19 protein-coding genes and 1 pseudogene are annotated in these 22122 nt (G+C 77.4%); 15 read left to right on the top strand and 5 right to left on the bottom strand.

The features are described 5' to 3' along the window. The 3 genes from EJA20_RS06455 to EJA20_RS06445 form a co-directional block, all read left to right on the top strand. Nucleotides 1-1386: PP2C family protein-serine/threonine phosphatase (locus tag EJA20_RS06455; protein ID WP_164983859.1), on the top strand; the 1386-nt coding region annotated here is incomplete at its 5' end. Between the two features lie 76 nt (nt 1387-1462). Continuing rightward, nucleotides 1463-3817 carry a carbon starvation CstA family protein gene (locus tag EJA20_RS06450; protein WP_129337338.1) on the top strand — a complete coding sequence of 785 codons (2355 nt, stop codon included), beginning with the start codon at nt 1463-1465 and terminating at the stop codon, nt 3815-3817. After that, nucleotides 3814-4074 carry a CstA-like transporter-associated (seleno)protein gene (locus tag EJA20_RS06445; protein ID WP_164983858.1) on the top strand — a complete coding sequence of 87 codons (261 nt, stop codon included), beginning with the start codon at nt 3814-3816 and terminating at the stop codon, nt 4072-4074. Before EJA20_RS06450 ends, EJA20_RS06445 begins: the two co-directional genes overlap by 4 nt. Nucleotides 4075-4098: 24 nt before the next feature. Here the strand turns inward: EJA20_RS06445 and EJA20_RS06440 are convergent, their stop codons facing one another. After that, nucleotides 4099-4908, bottom strand: coding sequence for a MerR family transcriptional regulator (locus EJA20_RS06440; RefSeq protein ID WP_129337336.1), 810 nt, complete (start codon nt 4906-4908; stop codon nt 4099-4101). A 78-nt stretch (nt 4909-4986) separates the two neighbouring features. On the opposite strand from EJA20_RS06440, the gene EJA20_RS06435 reads away from it, so the two are divergent. Beyond that, nucleotides 4987-5349, top strand: coding sequence for a nuclear transport factor 2 family protein (locus EJA20_RS06435; protein ID WP_129337335.1), 363 nt, complete (start codon nt 4987-4989; stop codon nt 5347-5349). Nucleotides 5350-5427: 78 nt separating this feature from the next. Here EJA20_RS06435 and EJA20_RS06430 read toward each other — a convergent pair whose 3' ends face one another. The 3 genes and pseudogenes from EJA20_RS06430 to EJA20_RS06420 form a co-directional block, all read right to left on the bottom strand. Continuing rightward, nucleotides 5428-6714: a glutamate--cysteine ligase gene (locus EJA20_RS06430; RefSeq protein WP_240675115.1), complete on the bottom strand. Its 1287-nt coding sequence runs from the start codon at nt 6712-6714 to the stop codon at nt 5428-5430. 231 nt (nt 6715-6945) lie between these two features. Next, nucleotides 6946-7431, bottom strand: a complete 486-nt coding sequence (locus EJA20_RS06425) for an SRPBCC family protein (RefSeq protein WP_129337334.1) — start codon at nt 7429-7431, stop codon at nt 6946-6948. Nucleotides 7432-7577: 146 nt separating this feature from the next. After that, nucleotides 7578-7907: pseudogene (locus tag EJA20_RS06420) on the bottom strand (ArsR/SmtB family transcription factor); the annotation flags it as partial. A gap of 138 nt (nt 7908-8045) precedes the next feature. Between EJA20_RS06420 and EJA20_RS06415 the strand changes: the two are divergent. After that, entirely contained in the window at nt 8046-8915 is an 870-nt protein-coding gene (locus EJA20_RS06415; RefSeq protein ID WP_420836407.1) for a CPBP family glutamic-type intramembrane protease, read from the top strand. A 27-nt stretch (nt 8916-8942) separates the two neighbouring features. Here EJA20_RS06415 and EJA20_RS06410 read toward each other — a convergent pair whose 3' ends face one another. Next, nucleotides 8943-9566 (bottom strand): maleylpyruvate isomerase N-terminal domain-containing protein, encoded by a 624-nt coding sequence (locus EJA20_RS06410; RefSeq protein ID WP_129337333.1) that lies wholly within the window; start codon nt 9564-9566, stop codon nt 8943-8945. A 227-nt stretch (nt 9567-9793) separates the two neighbouring features. Here EJA20_RS06410 and EJA20_RS06405 point away from each other — a divergent pair, with 227 nt between their 5' ends. From EJA20_RS06405 to EJA20_RS06360, 10 genes are all read left to right on the top strand, one after another. Beyond that, nucleotides 9794-10828 carry a LacI family DNA-binding transcriptional regulator gene (locus tag EJA20_RS06405; protein ID WP_240675114.1) on the top strand — a complete coding sequence of 345 codons (1035 nt, stop codon included), beginning with the start codon at nt 9794-9796 and terminating at the stop codon, nt 10826-10828. Continuing rightward, nucleotides 10825-11775 carry a carbohydrate ABC transporter permease gene (locus tag EJA20_RS06400; RefSeq protein WP_129337331.1) on the top strand — a complete coding sequence of 317 codons (951 nt, stop codon included), beginning with the start codon at nt 10825-10827 and terminating at the stop codon, nt 11773-11775. The genes EJA20_RS06405 and EJA20_RS06400 overlap by 4 nt, the downstream gene beginning before the upstream one ends. Continuing rightward, nucleotides 11775-12602 carry a carbohydrate ABC transporter permease gene (locus tag EJA20_RS06395; RefSeq protein ID WP_129337330.1) on the top strand — a complete coding sequence of 276 codons (828 nt, stop codon included), beginning with the start codon at nt 11775-11777 and terminating at the stop codon, nt 12600-12602. The genes EJA20_RS06400 and EJA20_RS06395 overlap by 1 nt, the downstream gene beginning before the upstream one ends. An 83-nt stretch (nt 12603-12685) precedes the next feature. Further along, nucleotides 12686-14011: an ABC transporter substrate-binding protein gene (locus EJA20_RS06390; RefSeq protein ID WP_129337329.1), complete on the top strand. Its 1326-nt coding sequence runs from the start codon at nt 12686-12688 to the stop codon at nt 14009-14011. Between the two features lie 52 nt (nt 14012-14063). After that, entirely contained in the window at nt 14064-15350 is a 1287-nt protein-coding gene (locus EJA20_RS06385) for an ADP-ribosylglycohydrolase family protein (RefSeq protein ID WP_129337328.1), read from the top strand. Continuing rightward, entirely contained in the window at nt 15347-16723 is a 1377-nt protein-coding gene (locus tag EJA20_RS06380; protein ID WP_129337327.1) for an ADP-ribosylglycohydrolase family protein, read from the top strand. Before EJA20_RS06385 ends, EJA20_RS06380 begins: the two co-directional genes overlap by 4 nt. Beyond that, complete coding sequence (locus EJA20_RS06375) at nt 16720-17850, top strand: ribokinase (protein ID WP_129337326.1); 1131 nt, start codon at nt 16720-16722, stop codon at nt 17848-17850. Before EJA20_RS06380 ends, EJA20_RS06375 begins: the two co-directional genes overlap by 4 nt. Then, on the top strand, nt 17847-19952 hold the full coding sequence (locus EJA20_RS06370; protein WP_129337325.1) for an SUMF1/EgtB/PvdO family nonheme iron enzyme: 2106 nt from the start codon (nt 17847-17849) through the stop codon (nt 19950-19952). The genes EJA20_RS06375 and EJA20_RS06370 overlap by 4 nt, the downstream gene beginning before the upstream one ends. Then, on the top strand, nt 19949-21157 hold the full coding sequence (locus EJA20_RS06365) for a CaiB/BaiF CoA transferase family protein (protein ID WP_129337324.1): 1209 nt from the start codon (nt 19949-19951) through the stop codon (nt 21155-21157). The genes EJA20_RS06370 and EJA20_RS06365 overlap by 4 nt, the downstream gene beginning before the upstream one ends. Next, nucleotides 21154-22008 (top strand): HpcH/HpaI aldolase/citrate lyase family protein, encoded by an 855-nt coding sequence (locus EJA20_RS06360; protein ID WP_129337323.1) that lies wholly within the window; start codon nt 21154-21156, stop codon nt 22006-22008. The genes EJA20_RS06365 and EJA20_RS06360 overlap by 4 nt, the downstream gene beginning before the upstream one ends. Nucleotides 22009-22122 lie beyond the last annotated feature (114 nt).

Below are 22122 nucleotides of genomic sequence, written 5' to 3'. Positions count from 1 at the left end.
CGCACCGGGACGGGCGCCGCGGCCTCCGCACGCCCGGCCGGCGCCACGGCCGCCCCGCCGGCCAGCCGGGTGCGCCGGCTGCGCGCCCGGCTCCTGCCGTACGGCGTCGACCTGCCCGAGGGGTCGTGGCGCGGGCGCCACCGGGCGGTGCTCGTGTTCCTCGGCGTGCTGGCGCTCGTCGCGGCCGGGTGGGCGTCCCGCGCGCACGGTGCGGGCGGCGTGGTGCCCGCCGCCGCGGTGCTGGGCGCGGCCGGGGTGGCGGCCGCCGTGCCCCACCACCACCGCCGGCTCGCGGCCTCGGTCGCCTCCGTCGCGATGCTCGGGGTCACCGCGGTGCTCGTGCACCTCTCGCACGGGCTCATCGAGATGCACTTCCTCTTCTTCGTCATCGTCGGCGCCGTCACGCTGTACCAGCAGTGGGCGCCGTTCCTCTCGGCGGTGGCCTTCGTGGTGCTCCACCACGGGGTGCTGGGCACGCTCGACCCCGCCTCGATCTACAACCACCCCGAGGCGATCGAGCACCCGTGGGCGTGGGCGGGGGTGCACGGCGGGTTCATCGCCCTCATGAGCGCCGTCGGCCTGGCCGCGTGGCGTTTCGACGAGCTCGTGCGCGACGAGCTGGCCGCCGCCACCGCCGAGCGCGGCCTGTCGGAGGAGCTCCAGCGCACGGCGCTGACGGCCCCCGTGCAGCCGCCCGGCCTCGAGGTCGCGGTGCGGTACCGGCCGGCCGCGCAGCACGCCCGGATCGGCGGCGACTGGTACGACGCGTTCCTCGTCCCCGGTCCGGACGGCCCCGACGCGCCCGGCGGGACCCTCACCCTCGCCATCGGCGACGTCGCCGGGCACGACCGGCAGGCCGCCGGGGCGATGGCGCAGCTGCGCAACCTGCTCCGCGGCGTGGCGATCACCGCCGGTCGACCGCCCGCGGAGATCCTGGCGGACCTCGACCGGGCGCTCGCGGCCCTGCGCGTCGGCGCGGTGGCCAGCGCCGTCGTCGCCCAGCTCGAGCAGGGCGAGGCCGGGGCCGCCCCGGGGCACCGCACGCTGCGGTGGTCCAACGCCGGGCACCTGCCGCCCCTGGTCGTCGCGCCGGACGGGGAGGCCCGGTACCTCGACGCCGCCACCGACCTCGTCCTCGGCGTCGCCGCCGACCGCCCGCGCGCCGGGCTCGTCGCCGACCTGGCCCCCGGCAGCGCCCTCGTCCTCTACACGGACGGCCTCGTCGAGCGGCGGGGCGAGCCGCTGGCCGCCGGCCTCGAGCGGCTGCGCGCCGCGCTCGCCGGCGCGCCGGCGGTCTCCGCCGAGGACCTGTGCGACCGCCTCCTGGCGACGGCCGGCGCCGCCCCCGAGGACGACGTCGCGCTCCTCGTCGTCCGCCTGCGCTGACCCGCGCCCCTCTGCGCCCCTCTGCGCCCCTCTGCCTCACCCGTCCGGGTGGCCGACCGGGCCGGCGCCGAGCAGGATGCCCCCGGGTGCGGCCGACGGGGCCCGCGCCGGCGCGAGGAGGAGTGCCGTGACGACACGTCCGCAGGACGCAGGGGCGCAGGACCGCCCCCGTGAGTGGGACACGAGCGGGCTCGCGGCGGAGCCCGGCCTGCCGCCGACGGCGGTGGACCCCGAGGTGCTCGACCGGCCGCGCCGGACCCCGCTGCGGGTCGCCGTGTGGGTCCTCGTCGCGCTGCTCGGCGGCGCCGCCTGGTCGGTCATCGCGCTCGGGCGCGGCGAGACGATCAACGCCGTCTGGTTCGTCTTCGCGGCCGTGTGCACGTACCTCGTCGCGTACCGCTTCTACTCCCACTACATCCAGCGCCGCCTCCTGCGCCCCGACGACCGCCGCGCCACGCCCGCGGAGCACTCCGCGAACGGCAAGGACTACGTCGTCACGGACCGGCGGGTGCTGTTCGGCCACCACTTCGCGGCCATCGCCGGCGCGGGGCCGCTCGTCGGGCCCGTGCTCGCGGCGCAGATGGGCTACCTGCCCGGCACGATCTGGATCGTCGTCGGCGTCGTGCTCGCCGGCGCGGTGCAGGACTACCTCGTCCTCTTCTTCTCCATGCGGCGCGGCGGCCGCTCCCTGGGCCAGATGGCCCGCGACGAGCTCGGCCGGGTCGGCGGGACGGCGGCCATCGTCGCCACGCTGACGATCATGGTCATCATCGTGGCGATCCTCGCCCTCGTGGTGGTCAACGCCCTCGGCGAGAGCCCGTGGGGCGTCTTCTCCGTCGGCATGACGATCCCCATCGCGCTGTTCATGGGCGTCTACCTGCGGCGGATCCGGCCCGGCAAGGTCATGGAGGTCTCCGTCATCGGCTTCGCCGCCCTCCTGCTGGCGATCGTCGCCGGCGGCTGGGTGTCCGAGACGGCCTGGGGCCAGCAGCTGTTCACGCTCGACCGCGAGGTCATCGCGGTGGCGATCATCGTCTACGGGTTCGTCGCGGCCGTGCTGCCCGTCTGGCTGCTGCTCGCGCCGCGCGACTACCTGTCCACGTTCATGAAGATCGGCGTCATCGTCATGCTGGCGGTGGCGATCGTCGTGGTCCGGCCCGAGATCTCCGCCCCCGCGCTCAGCGAGTTCGCGCCGCGGCAGGACGGGCCCGTGTGGTCCGGCCCGCTGTTCCCCTTCCTCTTCGTCACCATCGCGTGCGGGGCCCTGTCGGGGTTCCACGCGCTCATCGCCTCGGGGACGACGCCGAAGATGGTGCACAAGGAGCGCCAGACGCGGTTCATCGGCTACGGCGGCATGCTCATGGAGTCGTTCGTCGCGATCATGGCCTTCGTCGCGGCGCTGTCCATCGACCGCGGCATCTACTTCGCGATGAACGCCTCCGCGGCGGCCACGGGCGGCGACGCCGTCGGTGCCGCCGAGTTCGTCAACGGGCTCGGCCTGACGGGCGTGGCGCTGACGCCGGAGACGCTCGAGGGCGTGGCCTCCTCCGTCGGCGAGGAGAGCGTGGTCTCGCGCACGGGCGGTGCGCCGACCCTGGCCCTCGGGATCGCCCAGATCATGCAGGGGCTCACCGGCACCGGGCTCATGGGCTTCTGGTACCACTTCGCGATCATGTTCGAGGCGCTGTTCATCCTCACCGCCGTCGACGCCGGCACCCGCGTGGCCCGATTCCAGCTCCAGGACGCGCTCGGCAACCTGCACCCGCGCTTCCGCGACAACGACTGGCGCCCGGGGGTGTGGCTGGCCACGGGGATCATGGTCGCCGCGTGGGGCGCCATCCTGCTGCTCGGCGTCACCGACCCGCTCGGCGGCATCAACACCTTCTTCCCGCTGTTCGGCATCGCCAACCAGCTCCTGGCGGCGATCGCGCTGCTCGTCTGCACGGCGATCATCGCCAAGCGCGGGCGGCACGCCTTCCGGCTGCTGTGGATCCCGGGCATCCCGCTCGTCTTCGACCTGGCGGTCACGCTCACCGGCTCCTGGCACAAGATCTTCTCCTCGGACCCGAAGGTCGGGTACTGGGCGCAGAACCGGGCGTTCTCCGACGCGCTCGCGGCGGGGGAGACGTCCTTCGGGACCGCGACGTCCGTCGAGGCGATGCGGGCGGTCGTGCGCAACACCGCCGTCCAGGGCTCCCTGTCGATCCTCTTCGCGGTGCTGACCGTGATCGTGGCGGGCTCGGCCGTGGCCGCCGTGCTGCGCGCCTGGCGCGACGACGGCGGGCCCACCGCCGAGGACGCCCCCGTGGCCTCCGCCACCTACGCCCCGGCCGGCCTGCTCCCGACGGCCGAGGAGCGCGCGCTGGAGACGGAGTGGGCGCGCCAGCCCGCCGAGCGCCAGCTCCTCGTCGGCGGCGGGGGGCACGGGTGAGCGCGGGCGCGGCGGTGGGGCACGGACGTCCCGACGGGCCGCTGCGCGCGGCCGCCGGCGCGCTGCGGCGGACCGCCGGCGACCTCGCGCAGGCCCTGCGTCTCGTCGTGCGGGGTGCCGCCGGCACCGACCGCTACGCCGCGTACCGGCGCCACCACGAGCGCCACCACCCGGGCGAGCCGCCGCTGGACCCGGCCGCCTTCTGGCGCGCCGCGCACGCCGAGGCCGACCGCACCCCGGGGGCGCGCTGCTGCTGACGGCGGGCGGTACCGGTTTGGAGGTCAGGCCGGGGGCGCCCCGGGGCCCACGCGGAAGACCGGCCACCCGATCTCCGTCCGCCAGGCCCCCGGGTCGGGGGTGTCCCGGGGGCCGACGAGGTACGTCTCCCGCACCGGCCCGGCGACCGCGAGCGTGTTCGCCACGACCCACGACCCCAGCTCGCCGTAGGTGACGTCGATGTCGTCGTGCTCGCCCACGTGGGTGGCCACCGCCAGCTCGACGGCGGGCAGGTCCAGCGGGTGCACGCGACCGAGCCGCCCGGGCCGGTCCGTCGGCCGGTAGACGACCGCGCGCCCGCGGCCCCCGGCGAGCAGCGCGTCGGCGTAGAGCCCGCCCGGCGCCCCCGTCGGGGCCTCGACGACCGCGTCGAGCTCGGCCATGGCGCCGGAGTACCAGGCGAGCACGTCCGCGTGCGCGACGTCCCCGGCGACCGCGGCCACGGTCGCCGCGGGGACGGCGCGCAGCTCCACGGCGAGCGGGGCCGGGGCGGGACGCAGCAGCCGGCGCAGCGAGACGACCGCCGCCCGGGTCCGGGCGAGCTCGTGCTCGAGGCGGTGGAGGTGGTCGCCGACGAGGTCCGCGCGCCGGTGCGGGTCGTCGGCGAGCAGGATCCGGCGCACGTCGGCGAGGGGGACGTCCAGCTCGCGCAGGCGGTGGACGACCTGCGCGGTGGGGATCTGGTCCGCCGTGTAGGAGCGGTAGCCCGTCACGGGGTCCACGGCGGCCGGCTTGAGGAGCCCCGCCTGGTGGTAGCGGCGCAGCGTGCGCACGCTGAGGTGCGTCAGGCGCGAGAACTCCCCGATGGCCAGCACGCCGCCATCGTGGACCCTCCCCCCGGGGGAGGGTCCAGCGCTGGCGGCTCCCGCCGCGGGAGCACGCACGGTGGGGCCATGAGCGCGACCACCCGCACCCCGTCCGCCTCGCCCATCCCCCTCCCCGCGATCCTCGAGGACTTCCTCGCGGCGCACGGGGCCCGCGACACCGCCGCCGCGCTGCGGGCCTTCACCCCGACGGCCGTCGTCGTCGACGACGGCACGACGTACGCGGGCACCGACGGGATCCGCCGCTTCCTGACGAAGGGCGACGGCGGCTACTCCTGGACGGCGGAGCGCCTCGCCGCCGAGCGCGTCGACGACGACCGCTGGGTGGTGACGCACCGGCTGACGGGCGACTTCCCCGGCGGCGTCGTGGACCTCCGCTACCGGTTCACCCTGCAGGGCGGGCTCGTCGGCGAGCTGGTCATCGCGCCCTGACGGGCGGTCGCGGGCGGTCGCGGTCGGCCGCGTCCGGCCGCGTGCGTGCCGCCCGGCCGGGCGTCCGGTCCGGTGCCGTCAGCCGCGCGTGCGCTCGACGGCATCGGCGACGACCGCGGCGAGGTCGCCCGTCGCCGCGAGCACCTGGCGCTGGCGGCGGGCCCCGCCGCCGCGGCGCAGCACCCGGGCGACCCCGGTCGCGGCGCGGCGCAGGTCGCCGGCCTCCTCCAGCGCCGGCCGCACGTGCGTGACCAGGGCCGCGACCGCGACGGGCGCGGGCACCGGCCGCACCGTGACGGGGTGGACGAGCACGTCCTCCGTCCCGGACCGGCTCGCCCGCCAGCTCGCCAGGCGGAGGACCGGCGTCGGGACCACCGGGACGGGCCGGCCCTCGGCGTGCTCCTGCGCCGCGGTGGTGACTAGCGCCCGGGCGAGCACCGCGAGGAGGACGGCGTCGCGCGGGTCGAGGCAGACGTCGGCGACGCGGATCTCCACCGTCGGCCAACGGGCCGACAGGCGCGCGTCGAGGTAGACCATGCCCTCGTCGAGCGGGACGCCCGTGCCGAGCATCGCCGCGACCGTCGCCCGGTACGCCGCCGCGGAGCCGAAGGGGTCGGACGGCCCGGAGCCGGGCCACCGCACCCAGGCCTGCGGCCGCCAGGCGGCGTAGCCCGTGTCCAGCCCGTCCGCGAAGGGCGAGTTGGCGGACAGCGCCAGCAGCGTCGCCAGCCACGGCCGGAGGCGGTCGAGCACGCCGACGCCCTCCTCGGCGTCGGTCACGGCGACGTGCACGTGGCAGCCGCTCGTCAGCTGCTCCGCCGAGGTGCGCGCGAACTGCGCCGCGATCGCCGCGTACCGCTCGCCGGGCGCCAGGTGCGGCCGGACGGGCAGCGGCGAGCACGCCAGCGCCGCGGCCCGCGCCCCGACCGCCCGGGCGGCGTCGTCGGCGGCCGCGCGCAGGCGGCGCAGGTCCTCGAGGAGGTCACCGGCGTCCGTGCGGGGCGGTGTCGCCGTCTCCAGCTGCTCCTGCTGGAGCTCCGTGGTGAGGTCCACCGCGACCGGGGGCTTGCCGGGCAGCGGGTCGGCGGCGCGCCCGGCGGCCGCCAGGGCCTCGCCCGCGCGCGGGACGGGCCGGCCGGAGGCGGGGTCGACGAGGAGCAGCTCCTCCTCGACGCCGACCGTGCGGACGCCCGTGCGGGGTGCGGGCAGCGCGAGCGCCGCCGGCACGAGGTCGCCCGGCGGGGCCGGGGCCGGCAGGGTCGGGCGGGCCGCGGTGCGGACGCGGGGGCCGCGCTCCGACCCCCGGACGGGTCCGGCGGCGGTCGCCGGCCCGGGGAGCAGCGGCAGGGGGCTGACGGCGTCCACGGCGACTCCGGCCTACGAGCGGCACCGGCGGGGGTCCGCACCGGTCCGGCGACCAGGGTCGCACCCGGGACGCCCGGCCGCCACGCCGTGCCCGCCCTGCCCCGCCCCGCCGCCCCGCTCCCGTCCACGCACCGCCCGCCTCGCCCCGCGGTGCCCGGCGCGACGACGCCCCGCCCCCCGGATGCGGAGGGCGGGGCGGCGCCGCCCGGGCGACGCCGGGTGCGGCACGCGTCAGGCGGCGACGAGCAGGCCGTCGATCTGGGAGAGGGCCTCCTGGAGGCCCTCGACCATGCCCATCGCGACGAGCCCCTGCATGTCCTGGGGGGAGGCGAACGTGCTCGTCAGGGTCATGCGGGTGCCGCCGTCCGCCGCCTCGAGCACGGCGCGCATCCGGGTCACGGGTCCGTCGGCGGGGCGTCCCTCGTCGTCGGCGAACCCGTCCTCGAACGCGAGGAGGTGCGGCGCGTCGACCTCCGTGAAGCGCCACCACCCCCGGGCGCGCTCGCCCTCCGGGCCGGTCATGGAGTACGTCGCGGAGCCGCCGGGCGCCAGGTCGTGCGTCTCGAACGTCGCCGGCCAGGTCGGCGGGCCCCACCACCGCTCGAGGCGGCGCGGGTCGGCCCACAGGCGCCACGCCTCCTCCGGGCTCGCGGCCAGCTGGGTCACGACGGTGAGCGTCGCCGCCTCCGGGTCCTGCTGCACGCTGGTGATCGTCATCGGTCCTCTCCTCGGTGCTCGGTCGGCGCCCGGTCGGTGCCGGTCGGGGCGGGGGCGCCCGTGGTGGCGTCCCCGGTCGTGCTCGTCGTGCTCGTCGTGCTCGTCGTGCCGGTCGTGCTCGTGGTGGTCGCGCCCGCGGCCTCCTGGTCCTCCTCCTGCAGCAGCCGCTCGAAGCGGTCCAGCCGGCCCCGCCAGAGGCTCTCGTAGCCCAGGAGCAGCGCCGCCGCGGACCGCACGGCCTCGATGCCCGGCCGCACGACGACCTCCCGTCCGCGCCGCTCCTTCGTCACCAGGCCCGCGCGCTCGAGCACCGCGACGTGCTTCTGCACCGCGGCGAAGCTCATGGCGTAGCCCCGGGCGAGGCCGCTGACCGTGGCCTCCTCCCGCAGCACGCGCACGACGATGTCCCGCCGGGTGCGGTCGGCCAGGGCGCCGAAGAGCCGGTCCACGGCCTCCGCGTCCTGATCTACAACCACGAGGTTGTACGTTACGACGGACGAGGCCCGGAGGGAAGGGGTGCCGGCCACCGGGTCCCGTCGGCCACCTGCGACGGACCCCGCAGGCACCCCGCCCCGCCGGTGGTCGCCGGGCGGGTCCTCGGGCAGGGTGGGCGCGTGGTCGAGCACGCGCTGCCCGGAGACGCCCTCGCCGACCCCGGCGGCGGGCGGGCGCTCACCCGCGGGCAGGCGGCCGCGCGCCTGGTGGCGGCGGGCCTGGTGTCCCTCGCCGCGGTGCTGCTCTTCGCCGTCCACGTCCGGCCGCTGGCCTACGTGCCGCTCGTGCTCGGCGTGGTGCTGGGGCTGCTCGTCGACCGGCCGCTGGGCCGGCACCTGCTGCTCGTCGCGGTCGGCATGGCGACCGTGAGCGCCATCTCGCTGGAGGCCGACCTCTCCGACGCCGGCATCCTCCGGTTCGGCGTGGCGCTGTCCCTGGCGGTCGCGCTGCCCTGGGCGCTGAGCCGGTACTGGCTGCGCGACGACGTGGTGCGGTTCCCCTGGCGCGCCCGACGCCCCTGGACCCGCGTGCACTGGGCGTACCTCGTCGGCGTGCTGGGGGCGGGCTACCTCGTCCTGCCCTGGTACTTCCTGTCCTCGGGCGTGTGGCGCAACTGGCCCGAGCTCGAGGGCGGGCAGGAGATCGCGCGCCTCTTCGTCGGGGTCGCCGCGGTCGGCACCTGGGACGAGCTCTTCTTCGTCTGCACGGTCTACGCGCTGCTGCGCCGCCACTTCCCGCCCTGGCAGGCCAACCTGCTGCAGATGGTCGTCTTCGTCTCGTTCCTGTGGGAGCTCGGCTACCGCAGCTGGGGACCGCTGCTGACGATCCCGTTCGCGCTGGTCCAGGGCTTCACGTTCCAGCGGACCGCCTCGCTCACCTACGTGCTCACCGTCCACCTGCTCTTCGACGCCGTCGTGTTCGCGGTGCTCGTCCACGGGCACCACCCCGAGCTCTTCGACGTCTTCGTCACGGCGCCGGCGTCCTGGTGACGGGGCGGCCGCGGGGCACCTGCCCGACTAGAGGACGCTGAAGCCCGGCGGGAGCGCCCCGGGGCGGCCCGTCGCGGCGAGCAGCAGCGGCCCGGCCCGGCCCGTGGTGACGGCCAGCTCGGCCAGCACGGCGAGGGCCTCCCGGGCCGCGGCCGGCGGCGGGTCCGGCGGCAGGCCGAGCGCGAGCGCGAGGTCGGCGGTGTGCACGACGAGCTCGACCGTGCGCGTCGGCAGGTAGTCCCGCAGCCGCATGCCACCGGCGGCGGTCGTCAGCAGGCCGTCCCCGTCCGCCGCGGCGACGAGGGGCACGACGCGCGCGGCGAGGACCCCGACGGCCGCCGCCGGGTCCTCGCCGAGGTCCGCCCCCGCCGCCCGGCCCCGCGCCTCGACCTCGGCGCTCGCAGCCAGGGCGGACGTCGCGACGTAGTAGGCGGTGGCCGACGGGACCTCCACCGCCGCCGCGGGCCGCGCCAGGTAGGCCTCGACGGTCAGCAGGGACCGGCCCGTGTGCCCGACGAGGGCCCGCACGTCCCACGTCCCCAGCCCGGGGGCGTCCCACCGGTCGCCGACGAGGGCGACGGTCCGCACGAAGGCCTCGGCGGCGTCGGCGAAGGCCTGCAGCGACACGTTGCCGACGGGGCGGTGGTCCACGGCGGCAGCCTGCCGCGTCCGGGGCGCACGGGGAAGCGGGCGACGGATCGGGTGCGCCACGGTCACGGTCCGGCGTCGGTGGTTGACACCTCGCGCGGCCGGTGATGGGATCGCAGCACGGCATCGGAAACGTTTCCAGCCGTGCCCTCGCACCCGCACCCGCACGCCACCTGCACCGCACCGCACCGCACCTGCACCGCCCCTCAGAGCCGAGGAGGACCGCCGCCGTGCCGCACCGCGCCACCCTGCCCGACGTGGCCCAGCACGCCGGGGTGTCCCTCGCCTCCGCGTCCCGCGCCCTGCACGGCACGGGGGCCAGCGCGGCGATGGTGGAGCGCGTGCGCGCCGCGGCGACGCAGCTCGGCTACCAGCCCCACGCCACGGGGCGCTCGCTGCGCCTGCGCCGGACGTCGCAGATCGCCTTCGCCGTCGCCGACATCGGCAACCCCGTCTACGTCGAGATGATGACGGCGATCCAGGCGGTCGTCGGCGCCCGGGGCCTGCGCCTCCTGCTCGCGCCGACGGGCAGCACCTCGCAGGACACGGTCGACCTCGTGCGCGGGCTGGCGGCGGGGTCCGTCGACGGCCTCGTCATCAGCCCGCTGCGCATCAGCGACGAGCTCGTGCGCACGCTGCGCGAGATCCCCGTGCCGGTGGTCGTCATCGGCCGGCCCCTCGTCGCCGACGCGCTCGACTCCGTGTCCACCGACTCCGCCGCCGGCGTCGGCCTCGCGGTGGAGCACCTCGTCGCGACCGGCCGCCGGTGCCTGGCCTTCCTCAACGGGCCGCTCGACACCACCCCCGGCGCGGCGCGGCGGCGCGGCTTCGACGAGGCGACGGGTGCGCCGGGCTTCCGCGCGGAGGTCGTCGGCGGGGCGGTCGCCGCCGACTTCACCGCGGCGGCCGGCCTCGAGGCGGCCCGCCGGCTCTTCGCGTCCCGGCCCGTGCCGGACGCGGTCGTGGCCGCCAACGACCTGCTCGCCGTCGGTGCGATGCGCGCGGCGCGGGAGGCCGGCCTGCGCGTCCCCGAGGACGTGGCCGTCACGGGCATGGACGACACCGACCTGGCCGGGCTCCTCGACCCGACCCTCACGTCCGTCTCGCTCGGCACCGCCGAGCGCGGCCGCGCCGCCGCCCGGCTGCTGCTCGACCGCCTCGACGAGCCCGACCGCGTCCGCCGCAGCGTGCTCGTCGCACCCCGCCTCGTCGCCCGCGAGTCCACGGGCGCCGTCCACCGCAGCGCCCCGGAGGCCGCCCCGTGAGCACCGCCACCGCGCCCGCCCGCACGTCGGCCCGCCCCCCGGGCCCCCCGCGCCGCTCCGGCGCCGCCACCCGCGCCCGCCGCCGCGAGGCCGCCGCGCTCGTGCTGCCCTCGCTCCTGCCCGTGCTCGTCCTGTCGGTCGCCCCGCTCGTCGTCGGGATCGCGCTCGCCTTCACGGACGCGCGCCTCGTCCGGCGGCCCGAGTACTCCGTCGTCGGGCTGGAGAACTTCGAGCGGCTCCTCGGCAACGGCTTCTTCTGGGAGTCCTTCCGCATCGGGATGGTCTGGGCGGTGTCGGTGACGCTGCTGCAGCTCGTCGCCGGGATGGGGCTGGCGCTGCTGCTGGCCGCCGACCTGCGGCTGCAGGGGCTCACGCGCGTGCTGGCGCTCATCCCGTGGGCCATGCCGCCCGTCGTCGTGGCGATCATGTGGCGGATGATCTACAGCCCGAACGCGGGGCCGCTCAACGCCGCGCTGGGGTCCGTCGGCCTGCCCGACGACGTCAACTGGCTCGCCGACTTCTCCACCGCGCTGCCGGCCGTCGTCGTCGTCGGCGTGTGGGTGGGGATGCCGCAGACCACGGTGACGCTCCTGGCGGGCCTGCAGCAGATCCCGGGCGAGCTCCACGAGGCCGCGTCCATGGACGGCGCCGGCGCGTGGCGGCGCTTCACCGCGGTGACGCTGCCGAGCCTGCGCCCCATCGTCACCTCCATCACCTCGCTGAACTTCATCTGGAACTTCAACAGCTTCAGCCTCGTGTACGTCCTCACGGAGGGCGGCCCCGGCGGCAAGACGATGCTGCCGATGCTCTTCACGTACCTCGAGGCCTTCAAGAACCGGAACATCGGGTACGCCGCCGCCATGGGCGTGGTCCTCGTCGTCGTCGTCGTCGCGCTGCTGACCGTCTACCTGTGGTCGCAGCTGCGCGAGGAGAAGGGAGCGCGCTGATGCGGACCCTCGTCCGGCCGGCGCAGTACACCGCCCTGGCCCTGTACATCGTGTTCCTCGGCTTCCCGCTGCTGTGGCTGCTGTCCGCCTCGGTGAAGTCGTCCGAGGAGCTGAACTCGCTCACCGTGAGCCTGCTGCCGACGGAGTGGCGCTGGGACAACTACTCCCAGGCGCTCGAGCGGCAGGGGCTGGTGCGGTCCTCGGCGAACTCGCTGGTGGTGGCCCTGGTCTCCACCGCGCTCGTCGTCGTCATCGCCCTGCCCGGCGCGTACGCCCTCGCCCGCTTCCGGGGAGCGATGCGGGCGCTGGGGACGGGCTGGATCCTCGTGAGCCAGGTCTTCCCGGTGATCCTCGTGATCCTGCCGCTGTTCCTCATCCTGCGGACGGTGGAGCTCACGGACAGCCTCGTGGGGCTGACGCTGGTGCACACGACCTACACGCTGCCGTTCGCGCTGTGGATGCTCCAGGGCTACGTCTCGGCGATCCCGCGGGACCTGGAGGAGGCCGGCTCCATGGACGGCGCCGGGCGCGCCTCGGTGCTGCGGCAGATCGTCTTCCCGCTGCTCATGCCCGGGATCGTCGCCACCGCGATGTTCTCGTTCGTCTCGTCGTGGAACGAGTTCTTCTTCGCCCTCGTCCTCCTGCAGTCGCCGGAGAACTACACGCTGCCCATCACGCTGAAGATGTTCATCGGCGGGGAGGGCAAGGTCGCCCTCGGACCCCTCGCCGCGGGCAGCATCCTCGCCGCCGTCCCCAGCATCGTCTTCTTCTCGATCATGCAGAAGCGGCTGACCGGCGGCCTCCTGTCCGGGGCGGTGAAGGGGTGAGCGCGACGCCGCCCCCACCCCCGCGCGCCACGGCGCACCGCCCCCGCCCGCACGTCCCGCCCCACCGGAGGAGTGACCCCACCATGCAGGTCCATCGGCACCCCCGCCCCACCCGTCGGACCGCCGCCGTCGCCGGTCCCCTGGCCGCGCTGCTCCTGCTCACCGCCTGCGGCGGGGGCGGGGGCGACGAGGAGCCGGCCGCCGGGGACGGCGCGGGCGACGCGGCCGAGCCCGTCACCCTGGAGTTCCAGTCCCTGTCCGACCAGCCGGCCGCCATCGAGGCGACGCAGGCGGTCGTCGACTCCTGGAACGCCGAGAACCCCGACGTCCAGGTCGAGATCGTCCCCGCCGGGTGGGACGGCATCTACGACAAGCTCATCACCCAGTTCAACGGCGGCGCGGCCCCGGACGTCATCCACTACGAGGCCGCGAGCATCGTGCCCTTCGCCCGCGACGGGTACCTCGCCGACCTGTCCGAGTACATGTCGGACGAGCGCCGCGCCGACATCCCCGAGGGCGTCCTGGAGTCCGTCACCGTGGACGACCAGGTCATCGCCTACCCCACGGAGCTGCAGTCCTACATGGTCTTCGCCAACCGCGGCCTGCTCGAGGCCGCGGGCGTGGAGGTGCCCAGCGGGGAGACGATGACGTGGGACGAGCTCCGGGAGATCGCCACGGCGACGACCGCGGGCGGCGTGGCCGGCCTGGGCTGGGGCCTGAAGAGCCCGACCGCCGCCTTCATGACGCTCGGGCCGCAGTTCGGCGGGGAGTACTTCGACGGGTCGGGCGCGGACGCCGAGCTCGTGGTCGACGAGGGCGAGACGGCGCTGCCCGAGCTCGTCGCCGAGATGACCGCCGACGGGACCCTCGCCCCCGTCACGCTGAGCCAGACCGGCTCGGAGGTCCTCGCCTCGTTCTACGCCGGCCAGGTCGCGATGACGATCCAGGGCTCCTTCCAGGCCGCGAACATCGCCACGGACGCCCCCGAGGGCTTCGACTGGGTCGTCCTGCCCCCGCTCGAGGGGCCGGAGGGCGCCGAGCAGGCCGCCAACCCGCAGACGCTGTCCGTGAACATCGACTCCGAGCACCCGGAGGAGGCCGCGCAGTTCCTCGAGTTCTTCACGGAGCCCGAGAACCTCGCCTCCCTCAACCGGGCGGACGCCCTCATCCCGGCGACGACCTCCGCGCAGGAGGCCCTGGCCACCGAGCTCGCGGAGGAGCCCAACTGGGCGCCGATCCTCGCCTCGGGCCAGTACTTCACGGGCGCGCCGTACCTCTTCGTCGACGCGTACGCGCAGTGGAAGGACACCGTCGCGACGCCGGCCTTCCAGCGCTTCCTCGCCGGCGAGACCGACGCGGCCGCCCTGGGCGAGGAGCTGCAGGCGGGCTGGGACGAGATCAACGCCTGACGCGGCGGCGGCGGCAGCCGGCAGAGGGCACGGGACGACGGGCGGGGGAGCGGTGGACTGGCTGGAGGACCGGGCGGTGGCGGTGGTCACCGGGGCGGCCGTGGGCGACGCGCTGGGCGGCGCGACGGAGGGCTGGACGCCGGAGCAGATCGAGACGCGCCACGGCGGCCGGGTCGCCGGCGTCGTGGGGCCCTTCCTGCCCGACTGGCGCACCGCCCGGCCCATCGCGCCGTACCACAAGGGCGACGGCCACATCACGGACGACACCCTCATGACGCAGGCGCTCGTGGAGGTCTACGCCGCCCGGCGCGACCACCTCGACGCCTACGCCGTGGCCGAGGACCTCGTGCCCCTCATGATCGGCGAGCCGCGCTGGGTGCCCGAGCTGGAGTCGGAGGCCCTGCTGCTCCAGCGGGTGTTCCTGGCGGAGAAGTGGATCGTCGCCCGGCTGCACTACGGGCACGTCGACCCGCGCGAGGCCGGCGTCGGCAACATCGTCAACTGCGGCGCGGCGATGTACATGGCGCCCGTCGGCGTGGTGAACGCGGGCGACCCGCGCGCGGCGTACGCGGAGGCGATCGACGTCGCGGGGGCGCACCAGTCGAGCTACGGGCGGGAGGCGGCGGGGGTCTTCGCCGCCGGGGTGGCGGCGGCGGTCGCGCCGGGCGCGTCCCTGGCGGACGTCGTCGCCGCGATGCGGGCCGTCGCGCACGACGGCACCGCGGACGCGCTCGCCGCCGTGACGGACGCGGTCGCCGGGCGGGCCGGACCCCCGACCTCGGACGACGAGGAGCGGGCCCTCGCGCGGACGGTCCGGGAGGCGGTCGCGCCGTTCGACTCCGTCGGGCCGGAGTACCGGGCGATGTCCCGCGACGCGCGCCGGCCCTCCCGCACGAAGGCCATCGAGGAGCTGCCCGCCGCGGTCGGGCTGCTGCTCGGGCACGGCGGCGACTACCGCGGGTCGGTGCTCGCCGCCGTGAACTACGGGCGGGACGCCGACTCCATCGCCGTCATGGCGGGCGCGCTCGCGGCGGGGCTGCACGGAGCCGACGCCGTGCCGGCGGAGTGGCTCGACACCGTCGAGGCGGCGAGCCGCACCGACGTCCGGGCCACGGGGCGGCTGCTCGCCGACGCGGCGCGCGACGTGCTCGCCGCCGACCACCGCCGGGCGGCCGCGCGGGCGCAGGGCATCGCCGACGTGCTGGCCGGCTCCGCGCCGGCCCGGTCGACGGTCCCGGTCGCGGGCGTGGCCCGCGCCGACGAGGCGGGGGAGCCCGGCGCGGGCACCGCCGGGGCCGACGCGATCGGGTGGTCCGCCGACACGGGGGAGACCGCGTGAGGCTGACGTGGGCGCAGCCGGAGGACCTGCTCGCGCACGAGCTCGTCCAGGCCGCCGACGAGGGCGTCGACGTCGCGGCGGTCCGGGACCGGTGGGTCGCCGCCGGCGGGGACCCCGTCCCGGCCGTCAGCGGCGCGGGGCCCGTCCCGGCGCCGCCGGCGCTCCGGGTGCTGGCGCGCGCGCTGCTCGACGAGCTGACGGATCTGCGGTTTGCGGCCCCGGGGGCCGGTGCGGAGCCGACGGAGTGGGACGACCTCGTCGCCGTGCTGCCGCCGGCGCCGGTGCTGCCCCCGCCGCCCGGGAGGGCCGCGCTCGAGGCGCGGCTGCTCGGCGCGTGGACCGGCCGGGCCGCCGGGTGCCTGCTCGGCAAGCCCGTGGAGAAGATCCCGCGGCAGGGGATCGAGGAGATCCTGCGCGCCACGGGCCGCTGGCCGCTCGACCGGTACCTGACGGCCGTCGGCCTGCCGGACGAGGTCGCGGCGCGCTGGCCGTGGAACCGCCGCAGCGCGCCCACCTCGCTCGAGGAGGTGGTCGACGGGATGCCGGAGGACGACGACCTCAACTACCCCCTGCTCGCCCTCGACCTGCTCGAGCGCCACGGGAGCGCCCTGACGACCGACGACGTGGCCACCGCGTGGCTCGACGCGCTGCCCGCCGGGCGCGTCTTCACCGCGGAGCGCGCGGCGCTGCGCAACCTGCTCGACGCCCGGGACGTGCCCGCCACCGCCACGCACCACAACCCCTTCCGGTGGTGGATCGGCGCCCTCATCCGCGCCGACGTGCACGGCTGGGCGCACCCCGGCGACGTGCGCGCGGCGGCCCGGTCGGCGCTCGTCGACGCGCGCCTGAGCCACACCGGGCCGGGGGCGCAGGGGGCGGCGTGGGCCGCGGCCCTCTGCGCGGCGTCCCTCGTGCTGGACGACGTCGAGGACGTGCTCGACGCGGCCGGCGCCGTGCTGCCGCCGGGCGGCCGGCTGGCGGCGGCGGTGGCGCTCGGCCGCCGCGCGGGGGCCTCGGGCGGTGACCTGTCCGCCGGGCTCGACACGCTGCACGCGGCGCTGGGCCGGCACCACTGGGTGCACGTGCTGCCCAACGCCGCGACGGTGGCCTTCGCGCTGGCGCACGGGCGGGGACGCTTCACGCCCAGCGTCTCGGCGGCCGTGACGGCGGGCTGGGACACGGACTCCGTCGGGGCGACCGTCGGGTCCGTCGTGGGGGCGCTGCGCGGCCTCGACGGGATCGAGGAGCGCTGGTGGCGGCCGCTGCGCGGCGAGGTCGCCACCAGCCTGCCGGGACCGCCGACGAGGTCCTTCGCCGACCTCGCGGCGCGCACGGCGCTGCTGTCGGCGGCGACGGGCAGGGTGGGGGCATGACGACGACGGGGCAGGGCACGGGCGGCACGGACGGCACGGGCGGCACGGACGGCACGGGCGGCGGCGAGGGCGTGGGCGCCGTGGACGGGCGGGGCGTGGGGGCCGGGCCGGGCGGCGGCGGGGTCGTCGTCGTCGTCGGGAGCGCGAACGTCGACCTCGTCGTGGCGGTGCCGCACCACCCCGTCGGGGGCGAGACGGTGCTGGGCGGCGAGCTCGTCCGCAGCCCGGGCGGCAAGGGGGCGAACCAGGCGGTCGCGGCGGCGCGCGCCGGTGGCGCCCGGACGGCGTTCGTCGGGGCGGTCGGGCGCGACGAGGGGGCGGACCTGCTGCTGGCGTCCCTCACGGGCGCGGGCGTCGGCACGGAGCACGTCGCGCGCCTCGAGGGGGCCAGCGGCACGGCGCTCATCACGGTGGCCGCGGACGGCGAGAACGCCATCGTCGTGGCGCCGGGCGCCAACGGGCGCGTCGCCCTCGACGACGCCTCGCGGGCCGTGCTGGCCGCGGCGGACGTGGTGCTGGCGCAGCTCGAGGTGCCCGTGGAGACCGTCGTGGCGGCGGGCGCCGCCCGTCGGCCCGGGGCGCTGCTCGTGCTCAACGCGGCGCCGTCGCGGCCGCTGCCCGAGGCGCTGTGGGAGGCGGTCGACGTGCTCGTCGTCAACGAGGGGGAGGCCGCCGACCTGGCGACGACGGAGGCGGGCGAGACGCCGGTGCCGGGGGGCCCGGCCGCCACGGCCCCCGCCGGGCTGACGGCCGCCCCGGAGGCGCTCGCGGCCCGGCTGCTGGAGCGCGTGCCCGCGGTCGTCGTCACCCTCGGCCCCGACGGCGCGCTCGTGCTCGTCCGGGACGCCGACCCGGTGCCCGTGCCCGCGTCGCGCGTGCCCGCGGTGGACACGACGGGGGCCGGCGACACGTTCTGCGGCGTGCTCGCCGCGGGGCTGGCGGCGGGGGAGGACCTCGTCACGGCGGCCCGGCGCGCGGTGGTCGCGGGCGCCCTCGCGGTGCAGCGCCCGGGCGCGCAGCCCGGGGTGCCCTCGGCCGCGGAGGTGGCATCGGCCCTGGCGTCGGGGTCCGCCGTGCTCCCCGACGCCCCTCCTGCCCCCGGCCCGGCCGCCGGGGCGGTCCCGTGACCGCCCGGCCCGGGGGCGACCTCGGCCTCGCGTTCGACCCGCTCGTGCCGCGGCCGGTCGACCGGCCGACGCCCGTGCCGCTGGACCCGACGCCGGAGGACCTCGTCGCGCTCGACCGGGCGAAGGTGCTCGCCGCGCCGGACGACCCCGCCGACCGGCCCGCGTGGCGCGCCGTGCTCGCGCGGTGGCGGGAGGACGCCCGGCGCCGCCACGCCCACGACGACGCGGCCTACCGCCGCCCGGGGGCGGCCTGGGCGGCGCGCTGCCACGCCGTCGCCCAGGTCTGGCTGTGGGACGAGCTCCTGCACGACGCCGCGACGGGCCGCTTCACGCCCGAGCGGTTCCTCGCCGACGCCGACCGCTTCGGCGGGCTCGACGCGGTCGTGCTGTGGCACGCCTACCCCGTCATCGGGCTCGACGAGCGCAACCAGTGGGACTGGTACCGGGACGTGCCCGGCCTGCGGGGGCTGGTGGACGACCTGCGCGGAGCGGGGCTGCACGTCTTCGTGGACTACAACCCCTGGGACGTCGGCACCCGGCGCGGCGGGCCGGACGCCGAGGAGCTCGCGGCCCTCGTCGCCGACCTCGGCGCGGACGGGGTCTTCCTCGACACCCTGAAGAAGGCCGACCCGGACCTCGTCGCGCGGCTGGAGGCGGCACGTCCCGGGCTCGTCCTCGAGGGGGAGTCGACGCTGCCCGTCGAGCGGGTCGCCGACCACGCGCTGTCGTGGGCCCAGCTCTTCGCGGACAGCCCCGTGCCCGGCGTCCTGCGCGCGCACCTCTACGAGCGCCGGCACATGCAGCACCACGTGCGGCGCTGGCACCGGGACCACGCCGAGGAGCTGCGCTCCGCCTGGCTCAACGGCGTCGGCGTCATGGTCTGGGAGGTCGTCTTCGGGGTCTGGGTGGGCTGGAGCGCGCGCGACGCCGCGACCCTGCGCCGGGTGCTCGCGGTGCAGCGGGTCGCCGACGACCTGCTGCTGGACGGGGACTGGACGCCGCTGGCCGGCCTGCCCGAGGGGGCCGACGCGGCCGGCGTGCACGCCTCGGCCTTCGCCGCCGACGGCGTGACGCTGTGGGCGCTGGCGAGCACCGCCGGCCAGGACGTCGACGTCGCGGCCCCGGGGGCCGACCGCTCCCGACGCGTGGACCTCCTCGGCGGCGCGGACCTCGCCCCCGGGGGCACCGTCCCCGTGCCGGCGGGGGGCGTCGCGGCCGTGCTCGAGCTCGCGCCCGGGGCCGCGGCGCCGGCCTGGCTGCCGGCGCTGCTCGAGCGAGCGCGCAGCGGGGCCCTCGCCCCCGACCCCGACGCGTCCTTCCCCCACCGGCTCGCCCGCCGGGTGGTGCCCGCGCCGCCGGACGTCCCCCGGGCGCCCGACGCCGGGCCGCCCCCGGACGCCGTGGTCCTGCCCGCGGGCGACTGGGTGCTCACCGTCCGGTACCGGGCCCGCGAGACGGGCACCTACCAGGGCGCGCCCTACGTCGACGAGTGGAAGCCCCTGCCGCCGCGCCTGCACGACGCGCGCACGCTCCAGCGCGACGGGCACCGCGCCGAGCCGGTGGCGGTGGCGAGCGCGGAGGTCACGAACGCCGAGTACGCGGCGTTCCTGGCCGCCACGGGCTACCGGCCGCGCACGGACCACCGCTTCCTCGCGCACGGGACCCGGGACGCCGCCGGTGCGTGGTCGCCGCCGCCCGGGCAGGAGGACGCCCCCGTGGTGCTCGTCGACCTCGACGACGCCCGCGCCTACGCAGCCTGGCGGGGCGGCCGGCTGCCGACGGAGGACGAGTGGCAGCTCGCGGCGGCCGGGCGCGGCTGGCGACGGCGCGAGCCCCTCGTCCGGAACCTCACGGAGAGCGAGCACACGGACGGCCGGACGCGGTTCGCGATGCTCAAGGGCGGGTGCGCCTACCGCGCGCAGGGGTCCGACTGGTACCTCGAGGGCGGCCCCCAGGCGCCGGAGGTGACGGTGAAGCTCCTCGTCCCGGGCATGGGCCTGGCCCGCAGCACCGCCGTGGGCTTCCGCTGCGCGTGGGACCTGCCCGCGGACCCGCCCGTGGACCCGCGCTCCGGCCTGCCGGGCGGGAGGGCACGCCCGTGAGCGTCTCCCGCGAGCGCGCCGACGGGCCGCTGCACGACCTGCGCGTCGTCGACGCCTCGACGCTGTTCGCCGGGCCCATGGCGGCGATGCACCTCGGGGACCTGGGCGCGGACGTCGTCAAGGTCGAGCACCCCCGCCGGCCCGACCCCTCGCGCGGCCACGGCGCCGCGAAGGACGGCGTCAACCTGTGGTGGAAGACCCTCGGCCGCAACAAGCGGACCGTCACGGCCGACCTGTCCTCCGAGGGCGGCCGGCGCGTCCTGCTGGCCCTCGCCGAGCGCGCCGACGTGCTCGTCGAGAACTTCCGCCCCGGCACGCTGGAGCGGTGGGGCCTCGGCCCCGACGTGCTCGCCGAGCGCAACCCCCGGCTCGTCCTCGCACGCGTCAGCGGGTTCGGGCAGGTCGGCCCCTACCGGTCGCGCCCGGGCTTCGGGACCCTCGCCGAGGCGATGAGCGGCTTCGCGGCGATGACGGGCGAGCCCGACGGCCCGCCGACCCTGCCGCCCTTCGGCCTGGCGGACGGCGTCGCCTCGCTGGCCACGGCCTTCGCCATCATGACGGCGCTGCACGCGCGGAGGGTGACCGGGCGCGGGCAGGTCGTCGACGTCGCGATCATCGAGCCCATCCTCGCGATGCTCGGGCCGCAGATCACGCGGTGGGACCAGCTGCGCACGGTGCAGGCGCGCACGGGCAACCGCTCGTCGAACAACGCCCCCCGCAACACCTACCGCACGCGCGACGGGCACTGGGTGGCGGTGTCCACCTCCGCGCACTCCATCGCCGAGCGCGTCATGGACCTCGTCGGCCGTCCCGACCTCGCGGCCGAGCCGTGGTTCGCGGACGGCGCCCAGCGGGCGCGGCACGCGGACGTCCTCGACGAGGCGGTGGGCGGCTGGATCGCGCAGCGCGACCGGGCGGAGGTGCTCGCGGCGTTCGAGCGGGCGCAGGCGGCGGTGGCGCCGGTCTACGACGCGCACGACATCGTCGAGGACCCGCAGTTCCGGGCGCTGGGGACGGTGCACGCCATGGACGACCCCGAGCTCGGCGAGGTGCTCGTCCAGGGGCCGCTGTTCCGGCTGTCGGATGCGGACGCGGTGCTCTCCTTCACCGGCCGTCCGCCCGGCGCGGACACCGACGCCGTCCTGTCCGAGCTCGGCTTCACGCCCGACGAGGTCACGGCCCTGCGGGAGCAGGGGGCCGTGTGAGCCGGCCCGTCCTCACGCTGCTCTACGCGCCCGCGGACCGGCCCGACCGGGCGGCGAAGGCGCTCGCGGGCGACGCCGACGTGGTGGTGCTCGACCTGGAGGACGCCGTCGCCCCCGTGGCGAAGAGCGCCGCCCGCGCGGGCCTCGCGGCGCTCGTCGCGGCCCACCCGGGCCGGCCCGTGCAGGTCCGGCTGAACGCCGCCGGCACCTCCTGGGCGGACGCCGACCGGGCCGCGGTCGCCGCGCTGCCCCTGCACGTGGAGGTCCGGGTCCCCAAGGTCGAGCGCGTCGAGGAGGTGGCGGCCCTCGTCGGGGCCCTGCCCGGGCGGCGCCTGCACCTGCTCCTGGAGTCCGCGCTCGGTGTCGAGCGCGCGTTCGACCTCGCGTCGGCGGACCCGGCGGTGGCCTCGGTCGGCCTGGGGGAGGCGGACCTGCGCTCCGCGCTCGGGATCCGCGAGGAGGCGGGGCTGACGTGGGCGCGCGGCCGGCTCGTCGTCGCGGCGCGGGCCGCGGGGCTGCCGGCCCCCGTCATGTCCGTCCACCCGCACGTGCGCGACGAGGCGGGCCTGCGGGCCTCCTGCCGCGCCGGCCGGGCGCTGGGGCTGCGCGGCCGGGCGGCGATCCACCCCGCCCAGCTCGCGCCCATCCGCGAGGAGTTCCTCCCGGCGCCCGACGAGGTCGCCCGCGCCCGCGAGGTGCTGCGCCGGGTCGGGGACGCGCGGGAGGCGGGCGCCGGGGTGCTCGTGCTCGAGGACGGGACCTTCCTCGACGTGGCCATGGTGGCCGGTGCCCGGGACGTGCTCGCGCTGGTCGGGGACCCCGGCGCCGAGGGGCCGGTCGACCCCGCCTGAGCCGGGCGACGGTCGCCCGGCCCGGTCGACCGGCCGACGCCGCCCGGCCCGGTCGCCCGGACGACGGACGGCGGTGCGGCCGACGGGAGGAGCCGTCGACCGCACCGCCGTGGG

The sequence above is a fragment of the Cellulomonas endophytica genome, assembly GCF_004123805.1.
Taxonomy (GTDB): domain Bacteria; phylum Actinomycetota; class Actinomycetes; order Actinomycetales; family Cellulomonadaceae; genus Cellulomonas; species Cellulomonas endophytica.
This window is presented reverse-complemented; position numbering and strand designations above follow the sequence as displayed.